Genomic DNA, 13,238 nt, shown 5'->3' on the forward strand with positions numbered 1-13,238 from the left:
CTACACACCTTGATCGCTCGAAAGTGTGATTTCTCTCAGAAAGGCCCTGACTAGACAGTCGCGCGGGCCAGAGACGGCGTCATCACTGGCCCGCGCCGCGCCAAGCGCTTGCTTGGCACGGATGCTTCAGACACTGACCAACCGGTCGTCGCTCAAACCGTGGAGAGGAAGGCGCTGCCAGCCTCCTGCCATTGGGCGATGTCTACCCGGATACGCTTCTTGTCGAGCTTGCCGACACTGGTCTTGGGAACTTCAGTAACAACGGCGATCTGGGACGGAATCGCCCACTTGTTGATGTTCCCCTGCTCGACGAAAGGCTTGAGGTGCTCCTTCAGCCCCTTGGCGTCCAGCGACTGGCCCTCGCGCAGCACCAGCAGGGCGAAGGGACGCTCGCCCCATTGCGGATCGGGCACGCCCACCACGGCGACTTCGCGCACCGCCGCGTGACGGCTGATCAGGTCTTCCAGCTCCAGCGAAGACAGCCACTCGCCGCCGGTCTTGATCACGTCCTTGATACGGTCGCGGATGTCGATGAAGCCCATGCCGTCGATGGTCGCGACGTCGCCGGTATGCATCCAGCCGCCGGCCCAGAGCTCCTCGCCCTTCTGAGGTTCCTGGAAGTAACCCTGGGTCAGCCAGGGTGCGCGCAGCACCAGTTCGCCCTGGGATTCGCCATCGGCCGGGAGAAGCTGGCCATGCTCGTCCATGATCGCCGCCTCTACCATCGGCACCGGCACGCCGGCCTTGATCCGGTAGGTGGTGCGCTCATCCTCGGTGCCGGCGCGCAGCTCCTGGTTGAGGTAGCCGCAGGAAATCAGCGGGCAGGTCTCGGACATGCCATAGGCGGCGGTCAGCTGGATGCCACGGGCCTTGGCGGCGTCATACAGGGCGCGGTTCAGCGCGCTGCCGCCGATGATGATCTTCAGCCCGCCGAAGTCGTAGTCCTTGGCGCTGGCGGCGTTGAGCATCATCTGCAGGATGGTCGGCACGCAGTGGGAGAAGGTCACCTTCTCCTCGCGGATCAGCTTGCACAGCAGCTCCGGCTCGTAGCGGCCCGGATACACCTGCTTCACCCCCAGCATGGTGGCCACGTAGGGCACGCCCCAGGCGTGGACGTGGAACATCGGGGTGATCGGCATGTACACGTCATCGGTGCCCATCAGGCGGATGCTGTCCAGGCTGCCGATGGTCGAGGCCATCGCCAGGGTATGCAGCACCAGCTGGCGGTGGGTGAAGTACACGCCCTTGGGGTTGCCGGTGGTGCCGGTGGTATAGAAGGTGGTGGCCACCGAGTTCTCGTCGAAATCGGGGAAGGCGTAGCGCGGGCTGGCCGCCGCCAGCAGGGTTTCGTACTCACCCACGCAGTTGGGCAGCGCACAGCTCTTGTCGGCGCCGTCGGTGAGCAGCAGGGTCTTTTCCACCGTGGTCAGCTGGCCGGCGATGCCCTGATAGAGCGGCACGAACTCGCTGTTGACCAGCACGAAGCGGTCATCGGCGTGGTTCATGGTGTAGAGGATCTGGTCGGGCGAGAGGCGGATGTTGATGGTGTGCAGCACCGCGCCGATCATCGGGATGGCGAACATGCACTCCAGGTAGCGATGGCTGTCCCAGTCCATCACCGCCACGGTGTCGCCGGCCTTGACGCCCGCCTCGGTCAGTACGTTGGCCAGACGCGCCACGCGCTCGTTGAAGGTGGCATAGCTGTAACGCACGCTGTCGCGGTAGACAATCTCCCTGCCCTTTTCATAACGGCTGCCCGAAAGCAGCAGGCTCTTGATCAGCAACGGGTACTGGTAGGCATTCTGTGCAGCAGGGATGACGCGGGTTTTCAGCATGGCGGGACACTCTCACGGCTGGATTTCCAGAAGGAATACATCAGGATGATTGCGACTCTAGAGGCCTCCCGGTGTCCGTTCATCAGTCAAAAGAGTGATTTGCCGATGACTCTTTGGCCACATCCAGTCACGCGGTAGAATCCACCCCGCCCGGTCGTTCACGGCCGGCCCCTTACCCGGAGTTCGGGTATGGCCTGCTTACAACGCAGCTCTGCCGACGCGCAGCCGGTCATACGCGAGCTCCTACAACAAGAGCAAAGAGGTAGTTTCATGTCCGAGATCGTCATCGTCAGCGGCGCCCGTACTCCCATGGGCGGCTTCCAGGGCAGCCTGTCCGGCGTTCCCGCCGTGGAGCTGGGCGCTGTCGCCATCCGCGAAGCCATTGCCCGTGCCGGTATCCAGCCCGAGGACGTGCAGGAAGTGATCATGGGCAACGTACTGCCCGCCGGCCTGAAGCAAGGCCCAGCCCGCCAGGCGGCGCTGAACGCCGGCCTGCCCGCCGCCACCGGCTGCACCACCATCAACAAGCTCTGCGGCTCCGGCATGAAGGCCGTGATGCTGGCCCACGACCTGCTCAAGGCGGGCACCAACAACGTGATGGTCGCCGGCGGCATGGAAAGCATGTCCAACGCACCCTACGTGATCGAAAAGGCCCGTACCGGCCTGCGCATGGGCCACGGCGAGATCAAGGACCACATGTTCCTCGACGGCCTGGAAGACGCCCGCACCGGCCGCCTGATGGGCTCCTTCGCCCAGGAAACCGCCGACAAGTACGGCGTGACCCGTGAAGAAATGGACGCCTACGCCATCGAATCCCTCAAGCGCGCCCAGACCGCCATCAAGGACGGCTCGCTGGACTCGGAAATCGTTCCGGTCACCGTGACCACCCGCAAGGGCGAGACCGTGGTGAAGGACGACGAGCAGCCGCTGACCGCCAACCTGGACAAGATCCCGGGCCTGAAGCCGGCGTTCAGGAAAGACGGCACCATCACCGCCGCCAACGCCAGCTCCATCTCCGACGGCGCCTCCGCGCTGGTCCTGATGACCGCTGAAGAAGCCGCGCGCCGTGGCCTGAAGCCGCTGGCCAGGATCGTCGCCCACGCCACCCAGAGCCAGGACCCGGCCGAGTTCACCCTCGCCCCGATCGGCGCCATGACCAACCTGTTCAAGAAAGCGGGCTGGACCAAGGACGACGTGGACCTGTTCGAGATCAACGAAGCCTTCGCCATGGTCACCATGCTCGCCATGCGCGAACACGGCCTGGACCACGCCAAGGTCAACGTCTACGGCGGCGCCTGCGCCCAGGGCCACCCGGTCGGCTCCACCGGCTCGCGGATCATCATCACCCTGATCAACGCCCTGCAGAAGAAGGGCGGCAAGCGCGGCGTCGCCTCGCTGTGCATCGGCGGCGGCGAAGCCACCGCGGTGGCGATCGAACTGGTCTGATCTTCGGTCAGGCATGAAAAAGGGGCGCCTCGGGCGCCCCTTTTTTCGTTTCAGGCCGTCGCCACCTTCGGCGCATGCGCTGCCGTGCGTGGAAACACCACCGCCGCCAGGAAGGTAACCACCCCCAGCACCGCCAGGATCAGGTACAACCCGGCCAACCCCTGGCGCGGCTCGATATAGCTGATCAGCGGAATCGCCGCCGCGCTGGCGCCGAAGGACACGAAGTAACGCAGGGCAAACACCCGCGCCTGCCACTGCGGCGCGACGAAGTTGGCGACCATCGCGTCGTTCACCGTCACCTGGCCGAACACCGCGAACATGAACAGCGCACCGACCACCGCCACCGGCCAGCCCTCGGCATAGGCCAGCGCCACCAGCAGCGGGCCCTGGCAGAAGGTCATGAGCAGGAACGGGCCCTTGAGGCTGAAGCGGTCCAGCAGCCGCCCCATGATCAACTGCGCCACGGCGCCAAAGGCATAGGCCAGGCTGACCACCACTCCAAGGCTTTCCGGCGAGGCCAGCAGTTCTTCAAGACGCACTTGGAACAGGCGCGGATAAGTCACGGTGCTGGCGTTGAACACCACGCCGCCGGTGGCCGTCACCAGCGCCAATACGCCGAACACCCGGGGCATCGACAGTCTCTGCCCCCCCAAACCCCGTGGCGCCGGATGCTGCACCGCCACCGGCGCCTCGGCACGGACCTGCCAGGCGAAGCCGATGCCGATCAACACCGCCACGGCGCCCGGCAGGATGAACGCCGCGCGCCAGCCGAAGTGCGCGGTGAGAAAACCGGTCAGCAAGGCGGCGAAGGCCACGCCCAGGTTGCCCCACATGCCGTTGATGCCGATCTCGTGCCCACGGTTCTGCGCATGGGCCACCAGCATCGCGGTACCCACCGGGTGGTAGATCGCGGCGAACACGCCGATCAGGGTCAGGCCGGCAACCAGCATCGGCACCGAACTGGCCAGGCCGGTGAGGATGGAGGACGCGCCGATGCCGAAGAAGAACAGCTGCATCATGTGCCGGCGGTCCCACTTGTCGCCTAGCCAGCCGGCCGGGATCGAGCAGGCACCGAAGGCGATGAAGCCGCCCAGGGACAGGCCGATCATTTCGGCATAGCTCAGGCCGAAGCTCTGCGTCATGCCCAGCACGGCGGCCGGGAAGATCAGCATGAACATGTGGTCGATGATATGGGCAGCGTTGATGTAGCGGATGATCGTTCGAGGTCGTGACATGGCGTCGGGCTCTCGGCTTGAGTGGAGGAAGGTCCATGCTAGGCTGTCGAAAAATCGCAGACCTGACAGAAAAGTCATCGAACCCGACATGCATCTGCACATTCCCCAGGACTCACGCCTCGCCGCGATCGGCCTCGACTACGTCGACGGGCACCACGTGCACCCCCACGACCATCCGCAGGCGCAGCTGCTCTACGCCGCCAGCGGCATGATGCGCCTGGTCACCCGCCAGGGCGCCTGGGTCATCCCGCCGACCCGCGCAGTGTGGATTCCGCCGGGCACCCGCCATGAGATCCATATGTCCGGCGAGGTGCACATGCGCACCCTGTTCATCCGCGCCGAGGCGTGCCTTGCGAACCTGGCCGACTGCTGCGTGCTGGCGGTCACGCCACTGTTGCGGGAGATGATCCTGCGCTGCATCCGCTGGCAGGCACAGCCGGGCGAGCCGGCACTACCGCTGCTGGAGCAGTTGATCCTGCTGGAGATCGCCACCCTGGAGCGTCTGCCCCTGGCCCTGCCGCTACCGGCCGACCGCCGCCTGCAGGCGATCTGCAAGGCGCTGCTCAAGCACCCCGAGCATCCGCATACCCTGGAGGACTGGGGCCAACAGGTGGGCGCCAGCTCGCGCACCCTGGCCCGGCTGTTTCGCCAGGAACTGGGCATGAGCTATCAGGAATGGCGCCAGCAGCTGCGCCTGACCGAAGCGCTGCCCCGCCTGCTGGCCGGCGAGAGCGTACAGAGCGTGGCGGCGGCGCTGGGCTACACCAGCGGGCGGGCGTTCAGCGCGATGTTCAGGCGATTGCTGGGGGAAAATCCGCGGGAATACCTGCAGGCGTTGGCACAGTTGGCGGAGATCAAGGCCTGAGCCGACCTGCATCGTCCTCGACTCCCCGTAGGGCGCATAACCCGGAACGGGTTATCCGCCGGCAATGGCGGATAACGCCAAAGGCGTTATGCGCCCTACATCGAGGGACCGTCGGAGTCCGATAGCTGTTGTAGGAGCGGATCTTATCCGCGAAGAGATTCGCTTTCTGCCGGGACGTCCGGCGTGCTCGGTCGGGACTTCGCGGACAGGGTTCGCTCCTACGGGAGGGTCATCCCGTGCTTCAGCGCAGCTCGGTGAACGCCAGCTTGATCCCCAAGCCCACCAGCACTACCCCCATCATCCGGTCGAACCAATGGCCCATGCGGGCGAAACCGGCGCGCACGCGCTGCTGGCTGAACAGCAGCGCCACCAGGCAGAACCAGGCGGCCGTCGCGCAGGCCAGGTAGACGCCATAACCCGCCTGCACCATCAGCGGCGTGTGCGGGTTGATCACCACAGTGAAGAGGGACAGGAAGAACAACGTCGCCTTCGGGTTCAGGCCATTGGTGACGAACCCGGCGACATAGGCCCCACGTGCCGTGCGTTCCACTGGCGCGACGATGCTTTCGGCAGCCGCCGGATCGGCGGGCCGCGCCCGCAGCGCCTTGATGCCGATGTACAGCAGATAGGCCGCCGCCAGCCACTTCAGCGCGTTGAACAGCACGATGGACTGCGACACGATCAGGCCGATCCCCAGCAGCGAGTAGGTGACGTGCAGGAAGATCGCACTGCCCACGCCCAGCGCCGTCCAGGTGCCGGCGCGGCGCCCGTGGGTCACGCTCTCGCGCACCACCACGGCGAAGTCCGGACCGGGGCTGGCCACCGCCAGCAGATGGATGAATGCCACGGTGAGAAATTCCGTCCAGTACATCGCGCCTCCGCAGAGCGTTCGGAAAACAGTTAGGCTGATTACCTTACGTCACACCGAATCACCGCAAAAGGTACAGCCACCCATGAACAGCGCTCGCGCCGTCTTCCTCGACCACGCCTCCCTCGACCTCGGTGACCTCGACCTCGCGCCGCTGCGCGCGCCGTTCGGCGAGCTGGTCCTGCACGGGCGCAGCGATGCGGAGCAGGTGGCCGAGCGGCTCGAAGGCGCCCAGGTGGCGATCAGCAACAAGGTGCGCATCGACGCCGTCGTGCTGGAGCGCTGCCCGGAGCTGAAACTGATCCTGGTCGCCGCCACCGGCACCAACAACATCGACCTCGCCGCCGCCCGCCGTCACGGCGTGACGGTCAGTAACTGCCAGGGCTACGGCACCCCGTCGGTGGCCCAGCACACCCTGATGCTGCTGCTCGCCCTGGCCACCCGGTTGCCCGACTACCAGGCGGCGGTACGCGCCGGGCGCTGGCAGCAGGCCCCGCAGTTCTGCCTGCTGGATTTCCCCATCGTCGAACTGGAAGGCAAGACCCTCGGCCTGCTCGGCCACGGTGAACTGGGCGGCGCGGTAGCGAAGCTGGCGGACGCCTTTGGCATGCGCGTGCTGCTCGGCGCCCTGCCCGGCCGCCCGCCTCGCACTGACCGCCTGCCCCTGGACGAACTGCTGCCGCAGGTCGACGCCCTCACCCTGCACTGCCCGCTGACCGACGCCACGCGCAACCTGATCGGCCAGCGCGAACTGGACCTGATGAAACCCCACGCCTTCCTGATCAACACCGCCCGTGGGGGTCTCGTCGACGAGCAGGCGCTGGCCGATACCCTGCGCCGTGGCCACCTGGGCGGCGCGGCGTTCGACGTGCTCAGCGTGGAGCCGCCCAAGGACGGCAACCCGCTGCTGGCCGGCGACCTCCCGCGCTTCATCCTCACCCCGCACAGCGCCTGGGGGAGCCGCGAGGCCAGGCAACGCATCGTCGGCCAATTGAGCGAGAACGCCGCCAGCTTCTTCGCTGGCGAGCCGCGCCGGGTGGTGGCGCCATGAGCCTGCACCTGGTCTGCGGCGACGGCGCCGCCCACGCACTGCGCCGGGCAGTGGAAGCCGGCGTACTGGTCGAGAAGAGAATCCGCGTGATGCCGGATGATCTGGCCGTCGGCCCGCTGAGCGACGTCGACTCGCCCCCCTGCCAGCAACGCGCCACGTTCTGGCGTGAGCTAGGCGGCGACGCCCTGCGCGAACGGGAAATCGCCGTCGAACTGGCCACCGACGCGAACTGGCTGCGCAGCCCAGACGCCGCCATCGTCACCCTCTGGCACGGCGACAGCGCCAGCGAGCAACTGCTGCTGCGCCGCGTCTGCGCCCTGCTGCCGGCGCACGTCACCCTGCGTAGCGTCGGCGCCGGCAGCGGCCAGTGCCGCTGCGAGAACCGCCACGCCATCGCCATGCTCAAGCCCGAGGAACTGGCCAATGCCCTGGCCGCCAGCCACGAAGTGGATGCCACCGAACGCCAGTGCCTGGGCGAAGACTGGCAACGCGTGCTGGCCGCCAACGCCGAACTGCGCCTGTGGCTGGACGGCCAATTGAGCAGCGCCGGCTTTGATCACATCGACCGCATCCTGCTGGACAGCGCCAGCGACTCCTGGCGTCCGGTGCAGTCGGTGATCGGGCCGACCATGGCCTACGTCGAGGGTCTGTTCGTCAGCGACCTGCTAGCCGCCTGGCGCCTGCGCGAACTGGTCGCAGCGGGCCGCCTTGCGCTGCGCGGCGAGGACTTCTGGACGAACGCCGAAGTGCGGCTCGCCTAGGCTCGGTCGACGCAGCCCTGCTAAACTCGCGCCCTTTTTTCGAGGAGGCCGCATGTCCAACGCCCCCACCAGTGAAGTGCTGCTGCGCCAGATCGAGCGCTTCCAGGGCCGCGTCCTGCTCGCCGGCCTGCCCGCCGACGCCCTGCTCGGCGACCTGCCGCAGGCCCGGGGCTGGAGCTGGCACGCCGGCGAAAGCCAGCAGCTCGAAGCCCGCTATCCGGGCCGCTGCCACTTCGGCGCAATTCCACCCGAAGGCGCGTTCGACGCCGCCGTGCTGTTCCTGCCCAAGTCCCGCGAACTCACCGATTACCTGCTCGCCGCCCTCGCCAACCGTGTGCCGGCGGGCGAGCTGTACCTGGTCGGCGAGAAACGCGCCGGCGTCGAGCGCGCCAGCAAGCAGCTCGCCGTCTTCGGCCACGCCAGCAAGCTCGACAGCGCCCGCCACTGCCAGCTGTGGCACGCGCACGTCGACGGCGCGCCCGCAGCGCCCGATCTGCACGCCCTGGCGCAACGCTACGAACTGCCGCTGGCCGACGGCCCGCTGCACGTAGTCACCCTGCCCGGCGTGTTCAGCCACGGCCGCCTGGATCGCGGCAGCGCCCTGCTGCTGAAACAGCTGGACGGCCTGCCGAGCGGCCAGGTGCTGGACTTCGGCTGCGGCGCGGGCGTCATCGGCGCCACCCTCAAGCGCCGTTATCCACAAAGCCAGCTGACCCTGCTGGATGTCGACGCCTTCGCCGTCGAAAGCAGCCGACTGACCCTGGCCGCCAACGGCCTCAGCGCCGAGGTGATCGCCGGCGACGGCATCGACGCTGCCCCCACCGGGCTCGCCGCGATCGTCAGCAATCCGCCCTTCCACCAGGGCGTGCACACCAGCTACGCCGCCACCGAACACCTGCTGCGCCAGTCGGCCCGCCACCTGGCGAGCGGCGGCGAGCTGCGCCTGGTGGCCAACAGCTTCCTGAAATACCCGCCGCTGATCGAGCAGCACCTCGGCCCCTGCCAGACCCTGGCCGAGGCCGACGGCTTCCGAATCTACAGCGCCCGGCGGCGCTGATCGAAGGCTCGCACTACACTGCACCGAGCCATGGACCGGCGCGCCGCCGCACGCCCAGACTTATCGAGGACACCTGTGAATCGAAGAATCAAAGACGATGTCGAGCTGACATTCGCCATGGGGCCGAAAGAGAAGCCGCATCACCTCAAGCGCTCTCTCAAGCCCCGCCACCTGAACATGATCGCCATCGGCGGCTCCATCGGCACCGGCCTGTTCGTCGCCTCCGGCAGCACCATCGCCACCGCCGGCCCCGGCGGTGCGCTGATGGCCTACGCACTGATCGGCCTGATGGTGTTCTTCCTGATGACCAGCCTGGGCGAGTTGGCGGCGTACATCCCCGACTCCGGTTCGTTCTGCACCTATGGCAGCCGCTTCATCGACGATGGCTTCGGTTTCGCCATGGGTTGGAACTACTGGTACAACTGGGCGGTGACCATCGCCGCGGAACTGGTGGCCGCGCAGCTGGTGATGAAGTTCTGGTTCCCCGACGTGCCTGGCATGTACTGGAGCGTGGTGTTCCTGGGCATCATGTTCATGCTCAACTTCTTCTCGGTGAAGGGTTTCGGCGAGAGCGAGTTCTGGTTCGCGCTGATCAAGGTGGTCGCCGTCGTGGTGTTCATCGGCATCGGGCTGGCCAGCATCATCGGCATCATGCACGGCATCGACAGCCCCGGCTTCAGCAACTTCACCGCCGGTGACGCGCCCTTCGTCGGCGGCCTGCAGGCGATGATCGGGGTGGCGATGATCGCCGGCTTCTCCTTCCAGGGCACCGAGCTGATCGGCGTCGCCGCGGGCGAATCGGAAAACCCGCAGAAGTCCATTCCCATCGCCATCCGCCAGGTGTTCTGGCGAATCCTGATGTTCTACATCCTGTCGATCTTCGTCATCGGCATGCTGATCCCCTACACCGATCCGAACCTGCTCAAGACCGACAGCACCGACATCAGCACCTCGCCCTTCACCCTGCTGTTCGAGCGCGCGGGCCTGGCCGCCGCGGCGGGCGTGATGAACGCGGTGATCCTCTCGGCGATCCTCTCGGCCGGCAACTCCGGCATGTACGCCTCGACCCGGATGCTCTACACCATGGCCACCCAGGGCAAGGCGCCGCGCCTGTTCACCCAGGTGTCGGAAAGCGGCGTGCCGCGCTATGCGCTGCTGGCCACCACCTTCATCGGCGCGCTGTGCTTCCTCACCAGCTTCATCGGCGACAAGACCGTCTACACCTGGCTGCTCAACGCTTCGGGTATGTGCGGCTTCATCGTCTGGCTGGGCATCGCCGTGTCGCACTACCGCTTCCGCAAGGCCTTCGTCCTGCAGGGCGGCGACCTGAACAGCCTGCCCTACCGCGCCAAATGGTTCCCCTTCGGTCCGCTGTTCGCCTTCACCCTCTGCCTGATCATCACCCTGGGGCAGAACTACCAGGCGTTCGTCGGCGAGGAAGTGGACTGGGCGGGACTGGTCGCCACCTACATCACCATCCCGCTGTTCCTCGCGATCTGGCTGGGTTACCGCTTCAAGAACGGCACCCGCTTCATCCGCTACGAGGACATGGACATTCGCTCCAGCCGCGAATGATCCGACCTGCAGGCTTGCCCAAGTCCTACGACTTGGGCAGAATGCGCCCCGTCCTAGGGGAGTAGTCTCCCGCGAGCGCCCAGCTCGCCCGGTACGCGTCAACACACTTGGTCCGCAGACCATGGCGCGTGCGACCCGCCTGCAACGCTCAGGCCCGGGTTTGACAAGACCTATGACACGAGCAACCTGACCCGGGGCGGGCAGGTGGCGCGTGTCATGGTGCTTAGTCGACCCGCCCCTTAGGAAGCCTGATGGAATCCCTCTTCGTCCCAACCCTGATCGTTGCCCTGGCCGAAATCGGCGACAAGACGCAACTGCTCGCGCTCGTTCTCGCCGCCCGTTTCCGCAAGCCCTGGCCGATCATCGCCGGGATCATCGCCGCCACCCTGGCCAACCACTTCGCCGCCGGCGCCGTCGGCAGCTGGGTCGCCAGCTTCTTCTCCGCCACTGCACTGAGCTGGGTGCTGGCCGCCTGTTTCCTGGCCGTCGCCGCCTGGACGCTGATCCCCGACAAGCTGGATGACGACGAAGAAGGCGCGCTGAAGAAGTTCGGCCCGTTCCTCACCACCCTGATCGCCTTCTTCCTCGCCGAGATGGGCGACAAGACCCAGGTCGCCACCGTGATGCTGGCCGCGCAGTACCCGCATTTCCTGCTGGTGGTGCTGGGCACCACGCTGGGCATGCTGATCGCCAACGTGCCGGTGGTGCTGGCGGGCAACTTCGCTGCCGACCGCCTGCCGCTGAACCTGATCCGTCGCCTGGCCGCCGCCGCCTTCGCCATCCTCGGCCTGGCCGCCGCCTGGCACGCGCTGCAACTGGGTGGCGTGGTCTGACCTGAAGCCCGGTGGGACCCTGGCGCGCCGGCCAATGCCTGTGCTTCACAAACGATACACAGTGGCGTGCCATTGCCCCCCGTATTTCAGCAAGCACAGGAAGCGCCATGTCTGAGAAGGATCTCAAGAGGCTCGCCCGCCAGCACATCGACCTTGTCTGGAACAAAGGTCATCTGGCGCTGGCCGAGCAGTTGCACAGCCCGGACTTCCTCTACAAGAGCGCCTTCACCGCGCAGCCGCTGAACAATGCCGGCTACCGCCGGCTGGTGGAGGGCATCCGCTCGGCCATGCCGGACCTGGAAGTGGTGGTGGAAGAATGCATCCGCGAAGGCAACAAGGTGTTCACCTGGAGCACCCTGCTGGGCAGCATCTCCCGCCCCGCCTTCGGCTACCCGGCCAGCGAGAAGATCCTCAGCCTGTCGGCCATGGGCTTCTGGGTGTTCAGCAGCACCGGGGAAATCCTCGAACTGTGCACCATGTTCGACATGGAGAGCTTCCGCGCGCAGATGGGGCTGCAGAACCGGCCCTTCGCCGAGAAGGCCCTGCCCTGACATGAAAAAGCCCGGCAATGCCGGGCTTTTTCATTTGTGCTCTTCGTAGGAGCGAGCTTGCTCGCGAACAAACTCCGCAGCGATGCGAGTTCGCGAGCAAGCTCGCTCCTACACATACAGGCGTCACAGATAGTCGTTGGCGTGGAACCAGGCAATCGCCCGTTCCAGCGTCTCTTCCAGCGGCACCTGGGCCTCGAAGCGCAGCTCTTCGCGCGCCTTGCGTCCGTCGAGGAACTGCCCGCCGGCCATCACCTCGATCGCCGTGTCGTCCAGCAGCGGCATCTTGCCGGTCAGCCGGTAACGCCAGCGTCCCAGGGTCGCCAGGGCTCGGGCACGGTGCAGCGGCATCGGCGTGGGTGCCGGCTTGCCCAGCAGGCGGGCGATGGTGGCGGTCAGCTCGCCCATCTCGATGTTGTGCCCGGTGAGCAGGTAACGCTCGCCGACCCGGCCGCGCTCCAGCGCCAGCAGCAGGCCGCGTCCGGCCTCGGAGGCGTCGATCACGTTGCGCCGGCCCGGCACGTAGTGAAGCATCTCGTCATGCCCGATGGCGGTGATCAGGCGTCCGGTGGTGGGGCCGATGTCGAGCTCGCCCAGCACCATGCCGGGAATCCCGATCACCACCGGCAACCCGCCGCGCGCCTGCTCGCGGGCCTGCTCGTCGAGCGCCCACTTGCACATGACGTAGGCGCTCTTGCCGGTGGGCAGGCCCTCGTAGAACAGCCCCTCGTGCCCCGGCAGCCCCTGCGGGTGCAAGGGCATGGCGAAGGCGGAGCCGACGTAGAGAATGCGCGGCACCTTGGCCTGCAGGCAGGCGGCATAGAAATGGTTGGTCAGGTCCAAGGCACTGGCCACTTCCTCCTGCCAGCGCCGTGGGCGCACCGGGTAGTAACCGGCGCTGAAGATCACCCCATCCAGGCCGCTCAGTGCGCGCGCCATGCCCTGGTGATCGAAGAGCTCGGCCACCCGGCACTCCGGCTCGAGATAGGCCAGGCGTTGAATCTGCGAAGACGGCCGGTGGATCAGCACCAGTTGGTGTCCCGCTGCCTTGATGGCACGGGCGGCGTGATGGCCCAGGAGCCCAGTGGCTCCGAGTACAGCAATTTTCACGGGCGCTCCCTGTTCACGTTGCACAGCGGCGCGATCACGCGCCGCTCCTGGCAG

12 protein-coding genes and 1 riboswitch are annotated in these 13,238 nt (G+C 66.6%); of the genes, 8 read left to right on the top strand and 4 right to left on the bottom strand.

Translation table 11 applies throughout. The annotated features are described in order from the left end of the window. Window positions 1-152: 152 nt before the first annotated feature. Window positions 153-1,835, bottom strand: coding sequence for a fatty acid--CoA ligase (locus O6P39_RS21980; protein ID WP_275608528.1), 1,683 nt, complete (start codon window positions 1,833-1,835; stop codon window positions 153-155). Window positions 1,836-2,105: 270 nt separating this feature from the next. On the opposite strand from O6P39_RS21980, the gene O6P39_RS21985 reads away from it, so the two are divergent. Beyond that, window positions 2,106-3,281, top strand: a complete 1,176-nt coding sequence (locus O6P39_RS21985; protein ID WP_275608529.1) for an acetyl-CoA C-acyltransferase — start codon at window positions 2,106-2,108, stop codon at window positions 3,279-3,281. A gap of 50 nt (window positions 3,282-3,331) precedes the next feature. Here O6P39_RS21985 and O6P39_RS21990 read toward each other — a convergent pair whose 3' ends face one another. Continuing rightward, entirely contained in the window at window positions 3,332-4,516 is a 1,185-nt protein-coding gene (locus tag O6P39_RS21990; protein ID WP_275608530.1) for an MFS transporter, read from the bottom strand. An 88-nt stretch (window positions 4,517-4,604) separates the two neighbouring features. Here O6P39_RS21990 and O6P39_RS21995 point away from each other — a divergent pair, with 88 nt between their 5' ends. Beyond that, the gene (locus tag O6P39_RS21995) at window positions 4,605-5,381 is read left to right on the top strand and encodes a helix-turn-helix transcriptional regulator (RefSeq protein WP_275608531.1); all 777 of its coding nucleotides are present in this window, start codon (window positions 4,605-4,607) and stop codon (window positions 5,379-5,381) included. Window positions 5,382-5,622: 241 nt separating this feature from the next. On the opposite strand, the gene O6P39_RS22000 is transcribed toward O6P39_RS21995, so the two are convergent. Continuing rightward, on the bottom strand, window positions 5,623-6,252 hold the full coding sequence (locus O6P39_RS22000) for a LysE family transporter (protein ID WP_275608532.1): 630 nt from the start codon (window positions 6,250-6,252) through the stop codon (window positions 5,623-5,625). Window positions 6,253-6,334: 82 nt separating this feature from the next. On the opposite strand from O6P39_RS22000, the gene O6P39_RS22005 reads away from it, so the two are divergent. The 6 genes from O6P39_RS22005 (at window position 6,335) to O6P39_RS22030 (ending at window position 12,077) form a co-directional block, all read left to right on the top strand. Continuing rightward, window positions 6,335-7,300 (top strand): 2-hydroxyacid dehydrogenase, encoded by a 966-nt coding sequence (locus tag O6P39_RS22005; RefSeq protein ID WP_275608533.1) that lies wholly within the window; start codon window positions 6,335-6,337, stop codon window positions 7,298-7,300. Continuing rightward, window positions 7,297-8,061 (top strand): DUF1835 domain-containing protein, encoded by a 765-nt coding sequence (locus tag O6P39_RS22010; RefSeq protein WP_275608534.1) that lies wholly within the window; start codon window positions 7,297-7,299, stop codon window positions 8,059-8,061. Before O6P39_RS22005 ends, O6P39_RS22010 begins: the two co-directional genes overlap by 4 nt. 52 nt (window positions 8,062-8,113) lie before the next feature. Further along, the gene (locus O6P39_RS22015; RefSeq protein ID WP_275608535.1) at window positions 8,114-9,118 is read left to right on the top strand and encodes a class I SAM-dependent methyltransferase; all 1,005 of its coding nucleotides are present in this window, start codon (window positions 8,114-8,116) and stop codon (window positions 9,116-9,118) included. Window positions 9,119-9,235: 117 nt separating this feature from the next. Continuing rightward, the gene (locus O6P39_RS22020) at window positions 9,236-10,693 is read left to right on the top strand and encodes an amino acid permease (RefSeq protein WP_275612008.1); all 1,458 of its coding nucleotides are present in this window, start codon (window positions 9,236-9,238) and stop codon (window positions 10,691-10,693) included. Window positions 10,694-10,737: 44 nt separating this feature from the next. Beyond that, window positions 10,738-10,854, top strand: a riboswitch (yybP-ykoY riboswitch). Window positions 10,855-10,944: 90 nt separating this feature from the next. Continuing rightward, the gene (locus tag O6P39_RS22025; protein ID WP_275608536.1) at window positions 10,945-11,526 is read left to right on the top strand and encodes a TMEM165/GDT1 family protein; all 582 of its coding nucleotides are present in this window, start codon (window positions 10,945-10,947) and stop codon (window positions 11,524-11,526) included. 107 nt (window positions 11,527-11,633) lie between these two features. After that, window positions 11,634-12,077 (top strand): ketosteroid isomerase-related protein, encoded by a 444-nt coding sequence (locus O6P39_RS22030; protein ID WP_275608537.1) that lies wholly within the window; start codon window positions 11,634-11,636, stop codon window positions 12,075-12,077. A gap of 123 nt (window positions 12,078-12,200) precedes the next feature. Here O6P39_RS22030 and O6P39_RS22035 read toward each other — a convergent pair whose 3' ends face one another. Next, window positions 12,201-13,208 (bottom strand): NAD-dependent epimerase/dehydratase family protein, encoded by a 1,008-nt coding sequence (locus tag O6P39_RS22035; protein ID WP_275608538.1) that lies wholly within the window; start codon window positions 13,206-13,208, stop codon window positions 12,201-12,203. Window positions 13,209-13,238: the final 30 nt, after the last annotated feature.

It is taken from the genome of Pseudomonas sp. PSE14, assembly GCF_029203285.1.
GTDB lineage: Bacteria > Pseudomonadota > Gammaproteobacteria > Pseudomonadales > Pseudomonadaceae > Pseudomonas.